Annotated in this window: 18 protein-coding genes; 16 read left to right on the top strand and 2 right to left on the bottom strand. The window is 66.1% G+C overall.

The window, feature by feature from the left end:
* Positions 1–5 precede the first annotated feature (5 nt).
* The 9 genes from DK847_RS17260 to DK847_RS17220 all read left to right on the top strand — a co-directional run bounded on the left by DK847_RS17260 (position 6) and on the right by DK847_RS17220 (position 8008).
* Positions 6–641: a DsbA family protein gene (locus DK847_RS17260; RefSeq protein WP_111199787.1), complete on the top strand. Its 636-nt coding sequence runs from the start codon at positions 6–8 to the stop codon at positions 639–641.
* Positions 642–678: 37 nt separating this feature from the next.
* Positions 679–4143 (top strand): chromosome segregation SMC family protein, encoded by a 3465-nt coding sequence (locus tag DK847_RS17255; protein WP_111199786.1) that lies wholly within the window; start codon positions 679–681, stop codon positions 4141–4143.
* Between the two features lie 7 nt (positions 4144–4150).
* On the top strand, positions 4151–4747 hold the full coding sequence (locus tag DK847_RS17250) for an HAD family hydrolase (RefSeq protein WP_111199785.1): 597 nt from the start codon (positions 4151–4153) through the stop codon (positions 4745–4747).
* A 74-nt stretch (positions 4748–4821) separates the two neighbouring features.
* Positions 4822–5136, top strand: coding sequence for a DUF1272 domain-containing protein (locus tag DK847_RS17245; RefSeq protein WP_111199908.1), 315 nt, complete (start codon positions 4822–4824; stop codon positions 5134–5136).
* Between the two features lie 230 nt (positions 5137–5366).
* Positions 5367–5777: an AtpZ/AtpI family protein gene (locus DK847_RS17240; RefSeq protein WP_111199784.1), complete on the top strand. Its 411-nt coding sequence runs from the start codon at positions 5367–5369 to the stop codon at positions 5775–5777.
* Positions 5778–5779: 2 nt separating this feature from the next.
* Positions 5780–6538: a F0F1 ATP synthase subunit A gene (locus DK847_RS17235; protein WP_245414659.1), complete on the top strand. Its 759-nt coding sequence runs from the start codon at positions 5780–5782 to the stop codon at positions 6536–6538.
* A 42-nt stretch (positions 6539–6580) separates the two neighbouring features.
* Positions 6581–6808 carry a F0F1 ATP synthase subunit C gene (locus tag DK847_RS17230; RefSeq protein WP_111199782.1) on the top strand — a complete coding sequence of 76 codons (228 nt, stop codon included), beginning with the start codon at positions 6581–6583 and terminating at the stop codon, positions 6806–6808.
* Between the two features lie 78 nt (positions 6809–6886).
* A complete protein-coding gene (locus DK847_RS17225; protein WP_111199781.1) occupies positions 6887–7510 on the top strand; it encodes a F0F1 ATP synthase subunit B in 624 nt (207 codons plus the stop codon).
* A gap of 12 nt (positions 7511–7522) precedes the next feature.
* Positions 7523–8008 carry a F0F1 ATP synthase subunit B family protein gene (locus DK847_RS17220; protein WP_111199780.1) on the top strand — a complete coding sequence of 162 codons (486 nt, stop codon included), beginning with the start codon at positions 7523–7525 and terminating at the stop codon, positions 8006–8008.
* A 73-nt stretch (positions 8009–8081) separates the two neighbouring features.
* On the opposite strand, the gene DK847_RS17215 is transcribed toward DK847_RS17220, so the two are convergent.
* Complete coding sequence (locus DK847_RS17215) at positions 8082–8882, bottom strand: phytanoyl-CoA dioxygenase family protein (protein WP_111199779.1); 801 nt, start codon at positions 8880–8882, stop codon at positions 8082–8084.
* Positions 8883–9036: 154 nt separating this feature from the next.
* Here DK847_RS17215 and DK847_RS17210 point away from each other — a divergent pair, with 154 nt between their 5' ends.
* The 7 genes from DK847_RS17210 to DK847_RS17180 all read left to right on the top strand — a co-directional run bounded on the left by DK847_RS17210 (position 9037) and on the right by DK847_RS17180 (position 16837).
* Positions 9037–10638 carry an ABC transporter substrate-binding protein gene (locus tag DK847_RS17210; RefSeq protein ID WP_111199778.1) on the top strand — a complete coding sequence of 534 codons (1602 nt, stop codon included), beginning with the start codon at positions 9037–9039 and terminating at the stop codon, positions 10636–10638.
* Between the two features lie 85 nt (positions 10639–10723).
* Entirely contained in the window at positions 10724–11737 is a 1014-nt protein-coding gene (locus tag DK847_RS17205; protein ID WP_111199777.1) for an ABC transporter permease subunit, read from the top strand.
* A complete protein-coding gene (locus tag DK847_RS17200; RefSeq protein WP_111199776.1) occupies positions 11727–12635 on the top strand; it encodes an ABC transporter permease subunit in 909 nt (302 codons plus the stop codon). Before DK847_RS17205 ends, DK847_RS17200 begins: the two co-directional genes overlap by 11 nt.
* 1 nt (position 12636) lies before the next feature.
* Complete coding sequence (locus tag DK847_RS17195) at positions 12637–13623, top strand: ABC transporter ATP-binding protein (RefSeq protein ID WP_111199775.1); 987 nt, start codon at positions 12637–12639, stop codon at positions 13621–13623.
* Positions 13620–14606, top strand: a complete 987-nt coding sequence (locus DK847_RS17190) for a peptide ABC transporter ATP-binding protein (RefSeq protein WP_111199774.1) — start codon at positions 13620–13622, stop codon at positions 14604–14606. The genes DK847_RS17195 and DK847_RS17190 overlap by 4 nt, the downstream gene beginning before the upstream one ends.
* Position 14607: 1 nt before the next feature.
* Complete coding sequence (locus DK847_RS17185; RefSeq protein ID WP_111199773.1) at positions 14608–16185, top strand: 5-guanidino-2-oxopentanoate decarboxylase; 1578 nt, start codon at positions 14608–14610, stop codon at positions 16183–16185.
* The gene (locus tag DK847_RS17180; RefSeq protein WP_111199772.1) at positions 16178–16837 is read left to right on the top strand and encodes an HAD family hydrolase; all 660 of its coding nucleotides are present in this window, start codon (positions 16178–16180) and stop codon (positions 16835–16837) included. Before DK847_RS17185 ends, DK847_RS17180 begins: the two co-directional genes overlap by 8 nt.
* Before the next feature lie 414 nt (positions 16838–17251).
* Here DK847_RS17180 and DK847_RS17175 read toward each other — a convergent pair whose 3' ends face one another.
* Positions 17252–17740, bottom strand: coding sequence for a fasciclin domain-containing protein (locus DK847_RS17175; protein ID WP_111199771.1), 489 nt, complete (start codon positions 17738–17740; stop codon positions 17252–17254).
* Positions 17741–17885: the final 145 nt, after the last annotated feature.

Raw genomic sequence — 17885 nt, 5'->3', positions numbered from 1 at the left:
AGATCATGAAGACGCTTTCCCGCCGCTCGATTCTGCTCGCCGGTGCCGCAGTTGCCGGCCTCGCCGTGGCCCCCGCACTCGCCCAGGAGGCTGCAAAGCCGGTTGACGTTGCGGAACTCCTCAAGCCGCCGGCGCTGGGCGACATGGCGCTGGGCGCCGACGAAGGCGCCACCAAGGTCACGATCGTCGAATATGCCTCGGCCACCTGCCCGCATTGCGCCGCCTTCCACAAGGACGTCTGGCCGAAGCTCAAGGCCGACTACATCGACAACAAGAAGATCCGCTTCGTCTTCCGCGAATTCCCGCTGAACGACCCGGCACTGGCCGCCTTCATGATCGCCCGCGCGGCGCCGAAGGAATCCTATTTCCCGCTGCTCGACGTGTTTTTCGACACGCTCCAGACCTGGGCGCAGGACCCCGCCAATGGCCTCCTCAACATCGCCAAGCAGGCGGGCTTCACCCAGGAGAAGTTCGACGCCACGCTGCGTGACGAGAAGCTGGCCAAGGGCATCATGGAAATCCGCGACGGCGGCGTGAAGTTCGGCGTCAAGGGCACGCCGACCTTCTTCATCAACGGCGTGCCGTTCGAAGGCGAGATCACCTACGACAACATGAAGGCCGAGATCGACAAGCAGCTCTGATGAGCTGTCGACCGGCATAAAGGGGCAAGGGCTCAAGATGAAGTTCACACGGCTGCGGCTTTCGGGATTCAAATCCTTCGTGGAGCCAACCGACCTTTTGATCGAGCCCGGCCTCACCGGCGTCGTCGGCCCCAATGGCTGCGGCAAGTCGAACCTGCTCGAGGCGCTGCGCTGGGTGATGGGCGAAAGCTCCTACAAGTCGATGCGCGCCTCGGGCATGGACGACGTGATCTTTTCCGGCACCACGCAGCGGCCCGCCCGCAACATGGCGGAAGTCGTGGTCACCATGTCGAACGACGACGGCTCGGCCCCGCCGCAGTACCAGGACCAGGAGACGCTGGAAATCTCGCGTCGCATCGAGCGCGAGGAAGGCTCGGCCTACCGCATCAACGGCAAGGACGTGCGCGCGCGTGACGTGCAGCTGCTCTTCGCCGATGCCTCCACCGGCTCGCGCTCGCCCGCCCTCGTGCGGCAGGGGCAGATCGGCGAGATCATCAATGCCAAGCCGCAGGCGAGGCGCCTCATCCTCGAAGAAGCGGCGGGCATCACCGGGCTTCACACGCGGCGCCATGAGGCGGAGCTGAAGCTCAAGGCGGCGGAGACCAATCTCACCCGCCTCGACGACGTCACCTCGCAGCTCGAAACCCAGCTCAACAGCCTGAAGCGCCAGGCGCGGCAGGCGACCAAGTACAAGGGCCTGTCGGGCGAGATCCGCCGGCTCGAGGCCATGGGGCTCTATGTCAACTGGCGCGAGACGGCGGAAGCCTCGCAGCGCGATGCGGCAGCCCTCGATGAAGCCACGCGCGTGCTGGCCGAGCACACCCGTGGCGCCTCCGAGAAGCTGCGCCAGCGCGACGACCTGGGCGAGAAGCTGCCCAGCTTGCGCGAGCAGGAGGCGGTGCGCGCCGCGGTGCTGCAGCGCGTGAGCCATGAGCGCAACGTGCTGGACGAGGAAGAGCGCCGTGCCGGCGAACGCCGCAAGGAGCTTGACCAGCGCATCGCGCAGATCAATTCCGACCTGCAGCGCGAGCAGGAACTGCTCAACGACACCGACCGCGTGCTCACCCGCCTTGCCGAGGAAGGCGAGACGCTGAAGTCTTCGCAGGGCTCGGACGACGACATCCGCGCCGAGGCCGCCGTGGCGCTGCAATCCGCCGCCGATGCGCTGGCACGTGCGCAGGAAGCCGCGGACCAGGCCGCCTCGCGCCTCTCCGAACTCTCCGCCCGCCGCAACGCCATCCTGCGCGCCATCGAGGAACACAAGAACCGCGTCGCCCGCCTCGACCGTGAGCTGGCCGAGACGGTGGCCAGGCGCAACGACCTCCTCGCCCGCTACAATGTCGAAGGTGATGGCGACAAGCTCACCGCCGCCGTCGAACATGCCGTGGAGCAGGCCGCCGAATTCGAATATCACGTCACCGAGGCGGAAGGTGCGGTGCGCGCCGCGCGCGCCGCGGAAGGCGACGCCCGCGCCGCCCATGACGATGCCCGCCGCAAGGCCGACCGGCTGCAGACGGAAGTCCGCACGCTCACCAACCTGCTCAAGGCCGGCGGTGGCGACCTGTGGCCGTCGCTCCTCGACCAGATCAGCGTCGAGACCGGCTTCGAAACCGCGCTGGGTGCGGCATTGGGCGACGATCTCGATGCCTCGGGCGATGAAGGCGCACCCGTGCACTGGCGCGGCCTGCCGCCGCTGCCCGAAACCGCGGCCCTTCCCGAAGGGGCGGAGCCGCTCATCAATTTCGTGCTCGCACCCCCTGCCCTGCAGCGCCGCCTGTCGCATATCGGTGTTGTCTCCAAGGCGCTGGGCCAGGCGCTGCAGCCGCAGCTGAAGCCCGGCCAGCGGCTGGTGAGCCGCGAGGGCGACGTGTGGCGCTGGGATGGCTTCACCGCCGCCGCCGATGCGCCGAGTGCCGCCGCCAAGCGCCTGGCCGAGAAGAACCGCCTCGCCTCGCTGGAAGTCGAGATGGAACAGGCCATCGCCGCCGCTGAGGAAGCACAGGGCCATTTCGAGGCGGCGCGCGCCGCCATCGAGACCGCCACCCGCCTCGAGCGCGAGAAGCGCGAGGGCCACCGTGCCGCCGTTTCCGCCGTCGACTTCGCCCGCCGCGCGCTGACGCAGCATGAACGCCAGGTCTCCGAGCGCCTCGCCCAGACCAGCGCGCTGGACGAAGCGCAGCGCCGCATCGAGGAAGCCCTCGAAGAGGCCCGCGCACGTCTTGAAGAATCATCCGCCGAGGCCGCCGAGCTTCCCGTCCTCGACGACCTGCAGATCGAGCTGAACGAACTCCGCAACACGGTGAACAGCGAACGCGCCGCCTATGCCGAGGCGCGCGCGAAGCATGACGGCCTCGAACGCGAGGCGCGCGCCCGCACCGACCGCATCCGCGCCATCGAGGCCGAGATCGCGCAGTGGACCTCGCGCGCGGCCCGCGCCAATGAGCAGACCGAGCAGCTGACCGCGCGCGCCGAAGAGACGCGCGCCGCCATCATCGAGCTGTCCGAGCTGCCGCAGCTCCTGGCCGACCGCCGCCTGAAGCTGATGAACACGCTGGCCGAGGCCGAGCAGGAGAAGAAGGCTGCATCCGACGCGCTGCAGACCGCCGAGAACGACGTGCGCCAGGCCGACCAGGACCTGCGCGCCGTGCAGGAGCTGCTTTCCGCCGCGCGCGAGGAGCATGCCCGCCTTGGTGCGCGCCTTGAAGCCAGCACAGCGCGGCTCGCCGAATGCGAGCAGCGCATCACCGAGGCGCTGAACTGCGCGCCCGATGAGGTGATCTCCGCCACCGGCCTCGACCCCGAGCAGCTGATGGAGTGGCACGACATCGAGCGCAAGCTGCAGGGCCTGCGCGAGGACCGCGAGCGGCTTGGCGGCGTCAACCTGCGGGCCGACGAAGAGGCGGAAGAGGTTGCCAAGCAGCTCGAGGGCCTCGTCAAGGAACGCGATGACCTGATCCAGGCCATCAACAAGCTGCGTGGCGGCATTTCGAGCCTCAACCGCGAGGGCCGCCAGCGCCTGGTCGATGCCTTCGAGACGGTGAACCAGAAGTTCTCCGAGCTGTTCACCACGCTGTTCGGCGGCGGCAAGGCGGAGCTGCAGCTGATCGAGTCCGACGATCCGCTGGAAGCCGGCCTCGAACTCATCGCCAACCCGCCGGGCAAGAAGCCGACCACGCTGAGCCTGCTTTCGGGCGGCGAGCAGACGCTGACCGCCATGGCGCTGATCTTCGCGGTGTTCCTCACGAACCCCTCGCCCATCTGCGTGCTGGACGAAGTCGACGCGCCGCTCGACGACCACAACGTCGAACGCTTCTGCAACCTGCTCGACGCGATGCTGGAGCGCACCGAGACGCGCTTCCTGATCATCACCCACCACGCACTCACCATGGCCCGCATGCACCGCCTGTTCGGCGTCACCATGCTGGAGCGCGGCGTGTCGCAGCTGGTGTCGGTGAACCTCGCCGAAGCCGAAGGCATGGTGGACGCCCAGTCGGCGGCGTGACGCGCCGATGAACGTCGTCTTCGACATCGGCAACGTGCTGGTCCACTGGGAGCCGCGCGCCCTCTATCGCAAGATCTTCGCGACGGAGGACGAGGTCGAGTGGTTCATCACCCACGTCTGCAATTCCGACTGGAACATCGAGCAGGACCGCGGCCGCAGCTTCGGCGAGGCGGTGGCGCTGCTGAGCCGGCGCTTCCCCGAGCATGCCGAGGCCATCGCCGCCTATGACCTGCGCTGGCACGAGACGGTGCTGGGGCCGATCGAGGGCACGGTGGCGATCCTCGCCGAGTTGCAGCAGCGCGGCGTGCCGCTCTACGCCATCACCAACTTCAACCAGGACAAATTCCAGGAAACCGTGACGCGCTTCCCCTTCCTCTCAACCTTCCGCGACATCGTGGTCTCGGGAGACGAGCGCCTGCTGAAGCCCGACCCCGCCATCTACCGCGTGCTGCTGGACCGCAACGGTCTCGCCGCCCCCGACTGCGTGTTCATCGACGACAGCCTGAAGAACGTCCGCGGCGCCGAGGACGTCGGCATGAAGGCCATTCACTTCACCTCGCCCGGCGAACTGCGGCGGGATCTGGCGGCGCTGGGCGTGCTCTGAGCGCCGCCGGGGCCGGAAGGCCGGTGACCGCAACCACGGCACGTGCAAGGATCGGCTCGGCCCGGGAGATGACCATGCTTGAACTCCGCCCCAATTGCGAACTCTGCGACAAGGACCTGCCGCCCCAGTCGAGGGAGGCGCGAATCTGCAGCTACGAGTGCACCTATTGCGCCGCCTGCGCCGAAACGGTGCTGCACAATGTCTGCCCCACCTGCGGCGGCGGCTTCGCGCCACGGCCGATCCGGCCCAGGCAATCCTGGCGGCCGGAGGAGAAGCTGGGACTGACCAACCAGCCTGCCTCCACGCGGCGTGTGCACAGCCCCTTCACCCGGGAAGACATCGCCGCGCATGTGGACCGCATCAGGCATCTCGCACCCGAGGATCGCTGACCTCCGGCGCCCGGCGCGGGGCGGCTGCAATCGGACTCAGTCCGGCTTTTCCGACGTTTCCGGAGCGCGAATCGCCGCAGCCTGCCCGGAAGGCAATTACCCCTTTCGTATCATATACTTAAAAGACAAATCCATTTCTTGACACATTTTTGACCCGCAACTATGGTGCGCCCGCTTTGGAAGGGAAGAATTTCCGAGCGCGCCCGCCGTTTGTCTGGAGGTCTGTCAGCATGACGAAACCTAGCGACGAGAGGCCGAAACAGGGTTCTTCCGATCCCGAGCTGGGCGACCTCTCGGCACGTCTCAAGGATCTCTCCGGCCGCATCGCGGCGGAGCGCCAGGAGCAGGCCGAAAGTGCGAAGCCGCAGACCACCCTTCAGGACGCCTCGGCCTATGCGAGGGGTTACAAGCTGGTCAGCGAATTCGCCGCCGGAACGCTGGTCGGCGGCCTCATCGGCTATGGCATCGACTGGCTGTTCGGCACGTTGCCCTTCGGCCTGATCATTTTCCTGCTCCTGGGTTTCGGAGCCGGCTTCCTGAACCTGGCCCGCGCGGCCAACAGGGTGCCCCCGGCCCAGGATCGGCTTGGTTCATCACCGCCGCCCAAAGCGGCCCCTGACGACGACGAAGAAGAGGACTGACCTTGGCGCAAGGCATCGATCCGATCCACCAGTTCCAGCTGCATGACCTCGCAGGCCCCTGGAACATCGCAGGCCATGAGATCAGCTTCACCAACTCGTCGCTGTTCATGGGCATCATCGTGGCGGTGGTCACGCTGTTCCTGCTCGTCTCGGCGGCGCGCGGCGCGCTGGTTCCGGGGCGGCTCCAGTCGATCGGCGAACTGTGGTACGAGTTCGTGCACAACATGGTGAAAAACGTGCTCGGGCACGAGGGCAAGGCCTTCTTCCCGCTGGTCTTCACCATCTTCTCCTTCGTGCTCGTGGCCAACATGCTCGGCATGTTCCCCTATTTCTTCACCGTCACCAGCCATGTGGTGATCACCGCGACGCTTGCGGTGTTCGTCGTCGCCCTCGTGGTGGTGGTCGGCATCGCCAAGCACGGGCTCGGCTGGTTCAAGCTCTTCGTGCCGTCGGGCGTGCCGATGGTGATCCTGCCCTTCATCTCGGTGATCGAGATCATCTCGTTCCTGTCGCGCCCGGTGTCGCTCGGCCTTCGTCTCTTCGGCAACATGCTGGCCGGCCACATCGTGCTGAAGGTGTTCGCGGGCTTCGTGGTTCTGCTGGCCTCGATGGGGCTTGGCGGCATCATCGGCGCCATCGCACCGCTTGGCATGGCGGTGGCGCTCACCGCGCTCGAATTCCTGGTCGCGTTCCTGCAGGCCTTCGTGTTTGCAATCCTGACCTGCGTCTACCTCAACGACGCGCTGCATACCCATCACTGAGACTTCAACTTCAACATCCATACCAAACTCAAGGAGAGACTAATGGATCCGCTCGCAGCTAAGTACATCGGCGCCGGCATTGCTTGCATCGGCATGGGTGGCGCCGGTATCGGCGTGGGCCACATCTTCGGCAACTTCCTGTCGGGTGCGCTCCGCAACCCCGCCGCTGCCGCTGCCCAGTTCACCAACGCGCTGATCGGCGCGGCCCTGGCCGAAGGCCTCGGCATCTTCTCGCTGGTCGTCGCCCTCCTCCTCCTGTTCGCCGTCTAATACCCTTCACGGCAAACCGAACGGAAGCCTGGCGGGCCTGAACCTCCGCACAGGCTTCCCTACTTTGAGGCTCAAGACATGTCGCAATCGACAATGGTCGTCGCCCAGGCCACCACCACCGAAGCCCCTGCCCCGGCAGCGGCGGAGGAAGGTGCGGCCCCGGCCGGCGAAGCAGGCCACACCACCGAGAGCACGGGGGCGGAAGGCGGCCATGGCGGCTTCCCGCCGATGGACGCGCATTCCTTCCCCTCGCAGATCTTCTGGCTGGTGATCTTCTTTGCCCTGCTCTACCTGCTGATGAGCAAGGTGGCGCTGCCGCGCATGGCGGCGGTCCTCGAGAAGCGCCACAAGGCCATCGAGAGCGACCTCTCCAAGGCCTCGGCGCTGAAGCACGAGACCGAGGCGGCGATCCAGCACTACGAGAAGTCGCTGTCGGATGCCCGCGCCAATGCGCAGGGCATCGCGACCGAGACCCGCTCCCGGATCGCGGCCGAGATCGAGGCCGAGCGCTCGGCCCTCGAGAAGACGCTGTCGGCGAAGCTCGCCGAGGCGGACAGCCGCATCTCCGCCACCAAGGCGAAGGCCATGCAGGACGTGCACGAGGTGGCGGCAGAAACCGCCGCCGAGATCGTCTCGGAACTGACGGGGCACAAGGTGAGCAAGGAACATGCCGCCAAGGCCATCGCCGGGCTCAAGGGCTAAGGGAGAAGAACGATGCAGTTCGACGCAACATTCTTCGCCCTGGTGGCGCTGATCATCTTCCTCGCCATCGCCGCCTATGCGGGTGCCTTCAAGAAGATGGGTGCGGGCCTCGACAGCCGCGCCGACCGGATCCGCAAGGAACTCGATCACGCCACGCAGCTCCGCAAGGATGCCGAAGCGCTTCTCGCCGAATACAAGCAGAAGCGCCTCGACGCCGAGAAGGAGGCCGCCTCGATCATCTCCGCCGCCAAGGCCGATGCCGAGGAATATGCCGCCGAGACGCGCCGCAAGCTGACGGAGTCGCTGGAGCGCCGCTCCAAGCAGGCCGAGCAGAAGATCGCCCAGGCGGAAGCCGCCGCGATCAAGGACGTGCGCAACGTGGCGACCGACCTCGCCATCGCCGCCTCGCATCACCTCGCCGCCGAAGCCGCCAAGGGCTCGAAGGGCGCGGAGCTGATCTCGGACTCGATCGCCGCGGTGAAGAACCGCCTGAACTGAGCCCGTCCGGCACCAATCAGAAGCCCGGCCGCAAGGCCGGGCTTTTTTGTTGCCGCGCGCTGAACGCGCTGGCCTAGCCTGCCAGCAGCGGGAATTCCGGCGCGTCCATCACCGCGCCATGGGCCAGCGTCACGCCGCGGAAGGGCGGCGAGGTGTTGATGCCCTCGCGCCGCGCAAAGCGCACATCGTCACCCATCAGCCGCAGCGAAAAGGCGCGGCGCTGCTCCACCTTGCTCCGGTTGGCGGGCGCGCCGTGGAGGGTGAGGTAGTTGAAGGCCACCGCGTCACCCGGTTCCAGCGCCCAGCCCAGCACCTGGTACTTGTCGCGGTTGCCGTCGATGTCGGGCACGGGTTCGAGCCCGTCATTCTCGTTCAGCGCCGTCTTGTTGAAGCGCTCGGGGCGGAAATACTTCCCCCACTTGTGCGAGCCGGCGACGAATTCCAGCGTGCGCTCGCGCGGCACGCTGTCGAGCGGGATCCACAGCGACACCGTGTCGGTACCGTCCACGCAGTAGTAGGGCTGGTCCTGGTGCCAGGGCGTGGGCACGTCCGCCCCCGGCTCCTTCACCAGCACGTGCTCGTGGAACAGCCGCACCTGGCGTGAGCCCATCAGCGCGCGGCCGATTTGGGCGGCAGCGGAATTGAAGATGAAGTCGCGGTATTCAGGGATGCGGTCCCAGTTGCAATAGTCGCCGACGAAGCGGCCGGCGCCATCCTTGCCCTGGTAGATCTTCACATCGGCAGACGGCGCGGCCAGGTTGCGGTCCACGCCGTCACGCAATGTCTGCACCCAGTCGGTGAAGACCCCGCGCAGCACGCAGGCGCCGTCACGGCGGAAGGCTTCGATGGTGTCGGGGGCAACAAGGCTCGTCATTGGTGTCAAACTCCTCAAGCCAACCCATTCTGCCATCCGCGCACCGGCCCGTAAACCATTCCGGGTTTTGCCGATTTTGATCCCTGCCAATTTTCGTGCTTAAGTGCCCCCACGCCCCCCGGAGGGCGGGAAAACGGACTACAGGGAGTTTTTCATGAAATTCAACAAACTGCTGGGCGCAGCCCTGCTCGCCTCGAGCATGCTCGTCGCCGGCGCGGCCAACGCCAAGACACTGGTCTATTGTTCGGAAGGTTCGCCCGAGAACTTCACCCCGTCGATCAACACCACCGGCACCAGCTTCGATGCCGCCCGCCCGGTCTACAACCGCCTCGTCCAGTTCACGCCCGGCACCACGCAGGTGGAACCGGCCCTGGCCGAAAGCTGGACCGTCTCGCCCGACGGCCTCACCATCACCTTCAAGCTCCGCCCGGGTGTCAAGTTCCACTCCGGCGTCAACGGCTTCACCCCCACCCGCGACCTCAACGCCGAGGACGTGATCTGGTCCTTCGACCGCCAGTGGAAGCCGGACCATCCCTATGCCAAGGTTTCCGCCGGCTCCTACGACTACTTCAACGACATGGCCATGCCGGACCTGCTGGAGTCGATCACCAAGGGTGACGACGACATGACCGTGGTGTTCAAGCTGAAGAAGCCGAACGCCCCGATCATCGCCAACCTGGCCATGGACTTCGCGGCCATCCACTCCGCCGAATATGCCAAGTACCTGCTCGACAAGGGCACGCCGGAGCAGTTCGACCAGATCCCGGTCGGAACCGGCTCGTTCTCCTTCGTCGACTACCAGAAGGACGCGGTGATCCGCTTCAAGGCCTTCGATGGCTGGGCCGGCAAGCCCAAGATCGACGACCTCGTCTACGCGATCACGCCGGACGCGACGGCGCGCTATGCCAAGCTGAAGGCCAACGAATGCCAGGTCATGATCGCGCCGAACCCGGCCGACCTCGGCGACATGAAGTCCAACCCCGATGTGAACGTCCTCGAGCAGGCCGGCCTCAACATCGGCTACTACGCCATGAACAACCAGAAGCCGCCCTTCGACAAGCCCGAGGTGCGCAAGGCCTTCGCCATGGCGATCGACCGCGACGCGATCATCAAGGAGGTCTATCAGGGCGCCGGCCAGAAGGCCAAGAACCTGATCCCGCCGACCATGTGGTCCTATGACGACTCCGTCCAGGATGTCGCCTATGACCCCGAGAAGGCGAAGAAGATGCTGGAAGAGGCCGGCGTCAAGGACCTCAAGATCGACATCTGGTGGATGCCGGTGCAGCGCCCCTACAACCCGAACGCCAAGCGCATGGCGGAGATGATCCAGGCCGACCTCGCCAAGATCGGCGTGGAATCGACCCTCGTCTCCTATGAGTGGGGCGAGTACCGCAAGCGCATGCAAGCCGGCGAGCACATGACCGGCATGCTGGGCTGGACCGGTGACAACGGCGATCCGGATAACTTCTTCGCCGTGCTGCTGGGCTGCAACGCCGAAGGCAAGCCCAACGGCAACAACATTCCGAAGTGGTGCAATGCCAAGTTCCAGGAAGTCGTGAACAAGGCCGCCACCATCACCGACCAGGCTGAGCGCACCAAGCTCTACCAGGAAGCGCAGAAGATCCAGGCGGAGGAAATGCCGCAGGTGAACATCGCGCACTCGACCGTGTTCGAGCCGATCCGCAAGTCGGTGACGGGATACAAGGTGAGCCCGCTGGGCAGCCACGAATTCCAGAACGTGGACATCACCGAGTAAGCAGGCAAACCAGCCCTTCTCCCGGCCCATGCCGGGGGAAGGGTTTTTTCTGTCCGGCGGCAGGCCGCCGCCTTCACGGGTTCACATGATCCGGTTCCTTTTCAAGCGCCTGGCGCTGACCATCCCCACCTTCTTCGCGCTGATGTTCATCACCTTCGTGATGCTGCGTCTGGTGCCGGGAGACCCCATCGAGGTGCGCCGCGGCGAACGCGGCATCTCGCCCGAGCGGCTGGCGCAGCTGCGCCATGAGATGGGCCTCGACCAGCCGGTGTGGAAGCAGTTCCTCGACTACGTAAATGCGCTGCTGCATGGCGACTTCGGCACCTCCATCGTGTCCAAGTCGCCTGTCCTCCATGAATTCCTGACGCTGTTCCCCGCCACCCTCGAACTCACCCTCACGGCCATGATCTTCGCCGTGGTGCTTGGCGTTCCCGCCGGCGTCATTGCCGCCTCGCGGCGCGGCGGGGTCTATGACCAGACGCTGATGGGCCTGGCGCTGACCGGCTACTCCATGCCGATCTTCTGGTGGGGCCTCATCCTGGTGCTGGTCATGTCGAACACGCTCCACCTCACGCCGGTTTCGGGACGCGTCGACCTCATCAAGTACTATTATCCCTCGGTCACCGGCTTCATGCTGATCGACTCGATCCTCTCCGGCCAGAAGGGCGCCTTCTGGGACGCGGTGCGTCACCTGATCCTGCCGATGATCGTGCTCGGCACCGTGCCGCTCGCGGTGATCGCGCGCATGACGCGCTCCTCCATGCTGGAAGTGCTGGAAGAAGATTACGTGCGCACCGCGCGCGCCAAGGGCCTGTCCTGGACCCGCGTGGTGGGCGTTCACGCGTTGCGCAATGCGCTGATCCCGGTGGTCACCGTGATCGGCCTGCAGGTCGGCGGCCTCCTTGCGGGTGCCGTGCTGACCGAGACGATCTTTTCCTGGCCCGGTGTCGGCAAGTGGCTGATCGAATCGATCAACCGCCGCGACTATCCCGCACTTCAGGGGGGCATCATGCTGATCGCCACCATCGTCATCCTCGTCAACCTGTTCATCGACCTTCTCTATGGCCTCATCAACCCGAGGATCCGCCATGCCAAGTGACGCGAGCCTTCCGGCCGCCACGACGACCCCCGCGCCGCCGGGGCCGATCCGCGCCTTCTGGCGCGCCTTCCGCGAGAACCGCGGCGCGGTGCTGGGCCTCGCCGTGGTCAGCCTGATCTTCTTCATCGCGGTCTTCGCGCCGCTGCTGGCGCCCTATAACCCCACCGAGCAGTTCCGCGGCTTCTCCAAGCTGCCGCCCTTCTGGGTGGAGGGCAGCGACCCGCGCTTCATCCTCGGCACCGACGCGGTGGGCCGCGACATGCTCTCGCGCCTGATGTACGGCGCGCGCGTCTCGCTGTTCATCGGACTTTCCGTCATGGTCGTCTCCATGGTGGTGGGCGTGGCGCTGGGCCTCGTCTCCGCCTTCTTCGGCGGCTTCATCGACGTGCTGATCATCCGCATCATGGACCTGGTGATGGCGATCCCCTCGCTGGTGCTGGCGATCCTGATCATCGCCATCATCGGGCCGAACCTCACCAACACCATCGTGGCCGTCACCATCGTCGGCCTGCCGCGCTATGTGCGCCTCGTTCGCGCCTCGGCGCTGACCGAACTCACCAAGGACTACGTCACGGCGGCCAAGGTGTCGGGCGTGCGCAAGTTCCGGCTGATGACCGTCACCGTGCTGCCGAACTGCCTGGCACCGCTCATCGTGCAGGCCGCGCTCGGCCTCTCGGACGCCATCCTCGAGGCGGCGGGCCTCGGCTTCCTCGGCCTCGGCGCGCAGCCGCCGACGCCGGAATGGGGCGCCATGCTGGCCGACACGCGCGACCTGATGCTGTCGCACCCCTGGGTCATGGCCTTCCCGGGCCTTGCCATCCTCATCACGGTGCTGGCCATCAACCTGATGGGCGACGGCCTGCGCGATGCGCTCGACCCGCGGCTGAGGAGGAGCTGAGATGAGCCTGCTCGAGATCGAGAACCTCACCGTCGAGTTCAAGACGGGATCAGGCTATTTCCGCGCCGTCGATGGCGTCAGCATGAGCGTCGACAAGGGCGAGGTGCTGGCCATCGTGGGCGAGTCCGGTTCCGGCAAGTCGGTCTCCATGCTGGCGGTGATGGGCCTTCTGCCATGGACGGCGAAGGTCACCGCCGACCGCATGCGCTTCGAAGGCATCGACCTCCTGAAGCTCGGCGCCAATGAGCGGCGAAAGATCATCGGCAAGGACATCGCCATGATCTTCCAGGAACCGATGTCGAGCCTCAATCCCTGCTTCACGGTGGGCTTCCAGCTGATGGAGGCGCTGAAGGAGCACCTCGACATGGGAAAGGCCGAGCGCAAGGCGCGCGCCGTGGAGCTCCTGCGCCTCGTCGGCATTCCCTCGCCCGAGCAGCGGCTCTCGGCCTTCCCGCACCAGCTGTCGGGCGGCATGAGCCAGCGCGTGATGATCGCCATGGCGATTTCCTGCAACCCCAAGCTCCTCATCGCCGACGAGCCGACGACGGCACTCGACGTCACCATCCAGGCGCAGATCCTTGACCTGCTCGTGAAACTGCAGAAGGAAACGGGCATGGGCCTCGTGCTCATCACCCATTCGATGGGCGTGGTGGCGGAAACCGCCGAGCGCGTGTCGGTGCAATATGCCGGACAGAAGGTGGAGGAACAGGCGGTGAAGAACCTGTTCCGCGATCCGCACCACCCCTATACCGCCGCGCTGCTCTCCGCCCTGCCCGAGCGTGCCAAGGGCCGCAAGCTGCCCTCGATCCCCGGCGTGGTGCCGGGCCAGTTCGACAGACCCAAGGGCTGCCTGTTCTCGCCGCGCTGCCAGCTGGCGACCGAGCTTTGCCGCACCACGAAGCCGCCGCGCATCGATGGCGCCCTGTGCCATTATCCGCTGCATGACGGCGTGCCGAAGAACCACCCCGGAAAGGAGAAGGCGGCATGAGCATCGTCGTCACCGCCCGCGACCTCGCCCGCTATTACACCGTCTCGCGCGGCGCCTTCTCCGGCCATGCCACGCTGAAGGCGCTGGATGGCGCGAGCTTTTCGATCGAACGCGGCAAGACGCTGGCCGTCGTCGGCGAGTCGGGTTGCGGCAAGTCCACCCTCGCGCGGCTCATCACCATGATCGAGACGCCCACCGCCGGCTCGCTCAATATTGCCGGCCAGGAAATCGTCGGCGCATCGCCCGCCGCGCTCAGGGCGCTGCGCTCGCGCGTGCAGATCGTGTTCCAGAACCCTTACGGCTCGCTGAACCCGCGCCAGAAGATCGGGCATGCGCTGGAGGAGCCGCTCCTCGTCAACACCACGATGAGCGCCAAGGAGCGCAGCGAGAAGGCGCGCGCCATGATGGCGAGCGTCGGCCTGCGGCCAGAGCATTACGACCGCTATCCGCACATGTTTTCCGGCGGCCAGCGCCAGCGCATCGCCATTGCGCGCGCGCTGATGCTCGACCCCGAACTCCTCGTGCTGGACGAGCCCGTCTCCGCCCTCGACGTGTCGATCCAGGCCCAGGTGCTGAACCTGCTGGCCGACCTGCAGGAACGGCTGAACCTCGCCTACCTGTTCATCAGCCACGACCTTTCGGTGGTGCGCCACATCGCGGACGACGTGATGGTGATGTATCTCGGCCGCGCGGTGGAACAGGGTACGCGCGCGCAGATTTTCGACAACCCCCAGCACCCCTATACGAAGGCGCTTCTGTCGGCGACGCCGCAACCCGACCCGGAGCGCAAGCGTGAGCGCATCGTGCTGACGGGTGAGTTGCCGTCACCCCTGAAGCCGCCATCGGGTTGCACCTTCCACCCGCGCTGCCCCTGGGCCTTCGAACCGTGCCCCCGCATCAATCCTGCCTTGCTTGCGCATGACGGGAGCCTCGTGGCATGCCATGCGGTGAACCCGCCCGAGCCTTCAATGAAAGCAGCCTGACATGCCGCACCGCGCAGAACTCTCGACCGGCGAAGCCCTCGTCGGGCTTCTCGAAGACTATGGGGTGGACACCATCTTCGGCATTCCGGGCGTCCATAACGTCGAGATGTACCGCGCCCTGCCGCGCTCGCGGATCCGCCATGTTCTGGTGCGCCACGAACAGGGCGCGGGCTTCATGGCCGACGGCTATGCGCGCGCGACGGGAAAGCCCGGCGTGTGCTTCACCATCACCGGACCGGGCCTCACCAACATCCTCACGCCGCTCGGCCAGGCCTGGTCTGACTCGAGCAATGTGCTGGTGATTTCCTCCGCCCTCGACATCCGCGATTCCGCACAGGGGCGCGGCCGCCTGCACGAGATGATCGACCAGCATGGTGCAGCAAAGGCTGTGACCGCGCTCAATTTCCGCTGCTACACGCCCAAGGACGTGCGCGATGCGGTGGCGGCCGCCTTCGCGCATTTCGCCAGCGGGCGCCCGCGCCCCGTCTACATTGAGGTGCCGCTGGACCTGCTGAAGGAGCCCGCCGGTGACGGCTGGACGGCGCGCGCGCTGCCGAAGCGGCCCTCTCCCAATGCCGAACAGATCGCAGCGGCGATAACGAAGCTCAACGCTGCGAAGACGCCGCTGATCATCCTGGGCGGCGGCGCGCTGGAGGCCAGCACGGCGGCGCTCGCGATCGCCGAGAAGTTGAAGGCCCCGATCATCACCACGACGGCGGGCAAGGGCGCCGTGCCGGAAACACATCCGCTGTGCCTCGGCCAGGTGATGGCGCGCGAGGGCTTCTGGACGCTGGCGGCGCAGTCGGATGCGATCCTCTGTGCCGGCTCCGAGCTTTCGGAAACCGATCACTGGAACGACGCGATGGCGATCGAGAGGAACCTCATCCGCATCGACCTCGACCCCGCGGTGATGGCCCGGCCGCACACCGCCGAGATCGCCATCCTGGGTGATGCGCGCGAGTCGCTCGAGCTGATCTCGAGGGGCATCAAGGACAGAAAGGGACCCGACAAGGCCAGCTTCGACATGGGCGAGCCCGATGCGCTCCGCGCCATGCTCACCGAGGTGCTTGGCGTGATCCGCAAGGAACTGCCGGAGGACACGGTGATCTGCTCCGACATGACGCAGATCGCCTATGCCGCGAACGAGGTGTTCCCGGTCTCGGTGCCCCGCACCTGGCTGCACCCTGTTGGCTTTGGCACGCTGGGCTTCGGTTTGCCTGTCGGCATCGGCGCCAAGTTCGGCGTGGGCGACAGGCCCGTCGCGGTGCTGATCGGCGACTATGGCATCCAGTACACCGTCAACGAGCTGGGAACGGCGGCCGAGCACAAGCTGCCCATCGTGATCCTGATGTGGAACAACAACGCGCTGGGCGAGATCCGCGACGACATGGTGAGGAAGGGCATCCAGCCCAATGCCGTGACGCTGATGAACCCGGACTACCAGATGCTGGCCAGGGCCTATGGCCTCAACGCCGAGCAGCCGAAGGACCTGAAGGCGCTGGCCGTGGCGATCCGCGCTGCGCTGAAGGCGGAAGGCCCGACGCTGATCGAGATGACGCCGCGCATGGTGCATGGATAGGGCCGTCATCTTCGACGTCGACGGGGTCCTGCTCAACCTCACGGCGGCGGAGGAGGACGCCTTCTTCCTCGCCTTCGAAAGGCTCCACGGCATCACCGGCCTGTCGCGCGACTGGGACAGCTACCGGGTGCGCAACGACGAGCACATCATCGCGGAAATCCTGGCGCGGCACGCGCTGCCTGTGGAAGAGGCGGCTGCGGTGGTCGACGAATATCTCGCCATCCTCTCAGCCGGCCTCGCATCTGGGGCGCTGACGGCAGTGGAGATTGCCGGGGCACGCGCGCTGCTGGCGTCGCTCAAGGACACGCAGCTGGGGATCGCCACGGCGAACCTGCTCTCCGCAGCGGAGCTCCGGCTGCGGTCACGGGGGCTGTGGGAAAAGGTTTCGGCCCTTGCCTTCGGCGCCGAAGGCTCCGGCCACAAGCGCGAGACGGTGGCCCGGGCCATTGCGGCAACGGGACTGCCGAAAGAACGGATCGTCTATGTCGGTGACAATCTCAACGATGTGGATGCCGGGCTTTCGAACGGTGTGCATTTCATCGGCTTCTCGCAGGATGCCGCACGGCGCGAGCGGCTGGCGGCAGCCGGGGCGCGGCACCTGGCTGGTGACCATGACACGACGCTGCGGCTGGTCCGCCAGATGCTGGGCTGATATAGTTTAAGAAAAAACTCCTTGACAGCGCGCGCTCGATGTGCTAGAGAGGGGCATTCTCCACAATTGGGTTTGGCAGCCCAGAGCGACCAAGTTACATGCCGAATATCGAATGAATTCATCATGCCCGGGCTTGTCCCGGGCATCTTTTTTGGCAGCGGCGAAAGGGATCGCCGGGTCGAGCCCGGCGATGATGAGGCGGGGACGTGAAGCAGGCGAAGCTTGAAATCAAAAAAATCGCCGGGTCACGCCCGGCGATGCAAGTCTGGGAGTTGAGGTGTACGCACGACTTACAAACCGCCCGGCAAGGCGAGCAACCAGGCCGGGCCCCCGCTTTCGTGGGAAAGAGGGGGCAGACGTTCAGAATAGAGAAGGCGACGGGGCGGCGCCGCAGGGACGCCGCCCCTGCCGGCCTTACATCTTCGGCATGATCACCGCGTCGATCACGTGGATCACGCCATTGTCGGTGACGATATCGGCCTTGATGACCTTGGCCTGGTCGACGGTGACGCCGTCCTTGCCCTTGATGTCGATCTCGCCGCCCTGGACGCTCTTGACCATGAGCTCCTTGCCGGCGACATCGGCAGCCATCACCTTGCCGGGCACCACGTGATAGGTGAGGATGGCGACGAGCTTGTCCTTGTTCTCGGGCTTCAGCAGGGTGTCGACCGTGCCGGCGGGCAGCTTGGCGAAGGCCTCATCCGTGGGGGCGAAGACGGTGAAGGGGCCCTGGCCCTTGAGCGTGTCGACGAGGCCCGCGGCCTGCACCGCGGCGACCAGCGTCTTGAAGTTGCCGGCGGCGACGGCCGTGTCCACCACGTCCGCGGCGAAGGCCTGGGCCGACATGGCAAGGCCGGACACGGCGATGGCCGCGGCAGCGGCGAGGTTGCGAAGGCGCTTCATTGAGAAATCTCCCTGTGTCGGAATTGACATGAAGCGTTACGGGGCCTTCGCGGCGGCGGTTTGTGCACGGAAAATCACGAATTTGTTTTCGGCGTTTGATGATCCGCCGGAGGTCTGCAATAGTCCCGGCAACACGCGCAACCAT

Origin of the sequence: Aestuariivirga litoralis (assembly GCF_003234965.1) — a bacterium.
GTDB classification, from domain to species: Bacteria; Pseudomonadota; Alphaproteobacteria; order Rhizobiales; family Aestuariivirgaceae; genus Aestuariivirga; species Aestuariivirga litoralis.
The sequence above is the reverse complement of the archived record's forward strand: the minus strand, read 5'-3'. Positions and strand labels throughout refer to the sequence as shown.

What these genes read in the sequence shown, in the direction of transcription:
- DK847_RS17260 (WP_111199787.1), top strand. Translation starts at nt 6, where the DNA reads ATGAAGACGCTTTCCCGCCGCTCGATTCTGCTCGCCGGTGCCGCAGTT.
- DK847_RS17255 (WP_111199786.1), top strand. Translation starts at nt 679, where the DNA reads ATGAAGTTCACACGGCTGCGGCTTTCGGGATTCAAATCCTTCGTGGAG.
- DK847_RS17250 (WP_111199785.1), top strand. Translation starts at nt 4,151, where the DNA reads ATGAACGTCGTCTTCGACATCGGCAACGTGCTGGTCCACTGGGAGCCG.
- DK847_RS17245 (WP_111199908.1), top strand. Translation starts at nt 4,822, where the DNA reads ATGCTTGAACTCCGCCCCAATTGCGAACTCTGCGACAAGGACCTGCCG.
- DK847_RS17240 (WP_111199784.1), top strand. Translation starts at nt 5,367, where the DNA reads ATGACGAAACCTAGCGACGAGAGGCCGAAACAGGGTTCTTCCGATCCC.
- DK847_RS17230 (WP_111199782.1), top strand. Translation starts at nt 6,581, where the DNA reads ATGGATCCGCTCGCAGCTAAGTACATCGGCGCCGGCATTGCTTGCATC.
- DK847_RS17225 (WP_111199781.1), top strand. Translation starts at nt 6,887, where the DNA reads ATGTCGCAATCGACAATGGTCGTCGCCCAGGCCACCACCACCGAAGCC.
- DK847_RS17220 (WP_111199780.1), top strand. Translation starts at nt 7,523, where the DNA reads ATGCAGTTCGACGCAACATTCTTCGCCCTGGTGGCGCTGATCATCTTC.
- DK847_RS17215 (WP_111199779.1), bottom strand. Translation starts at nt 8,882, where the DNA reads ATGACGAGCCTTGTTGCCCCCGACACCATCGAAGCCTTCCGCCGTGAC.
- DK847_RS17210 (WP_111199778.1), top strand. Translation starts at nt 9,037, where the DNA reads ATGAAATTCAACAAACTGCTGGGCGCAGCCCTGCTCGCCTCGAGCATG.
- DK847_RS17205 (WP_111199777.1), top strand. Translation starts at nt 10,724, where the DNA reads ATGATCCGGTTCCTTTTCAAGCGCCTGGCGCTGACCATCCCCACCTTC.
- DK847_RS17200 (WP_111199776.1), top strand. Translation starts at nt 11,727, where the DNA reads ATGCCAAGTGACGCGAGCCTTCCGGCCGCCACGACGACCCCCGCGCCG.
- DK847_RS17195 (WP_111199775.1), top strand. Translation starts at nt 12,637, where the DNA reads ATGAGCCTGCTCGAGATCGAGAACCTCACCGTCGAGTTCAAGACGGGA.
- DK847_RS17190 (WP_111199774.1), top strand. Translation starts at nt 13,620, where the DNA reads ATGAGCATCGTCGTCACCGCCCGCGACCTCGCCCGCTATTACACCGTC.
- DK847_RS17185 (WP_111199773.1), top strand. Translation starts at nt 14,608, where the DNA reads ATGCCGCACCGCGCAGAACTCTCGACCGGCGAAGCCCTCGTCGGGCTT.
- DK847_RS17180 (WP_111199772.1), top strand. Translation starts at nt 16,178, where the DNA reads ATGGATAGGGCCGTCATCTTCGACGTCGACGGGGTCCTGCTCAACCTC.
- DK847_RS17175 (WP_111199771.1), bottom strand. Translation starts at nt 17,740, where the DNA reads ATGAAGCGCCTTCGCAACCTCGCCGCTGCCGCGGCCATCGCCGTGTCC.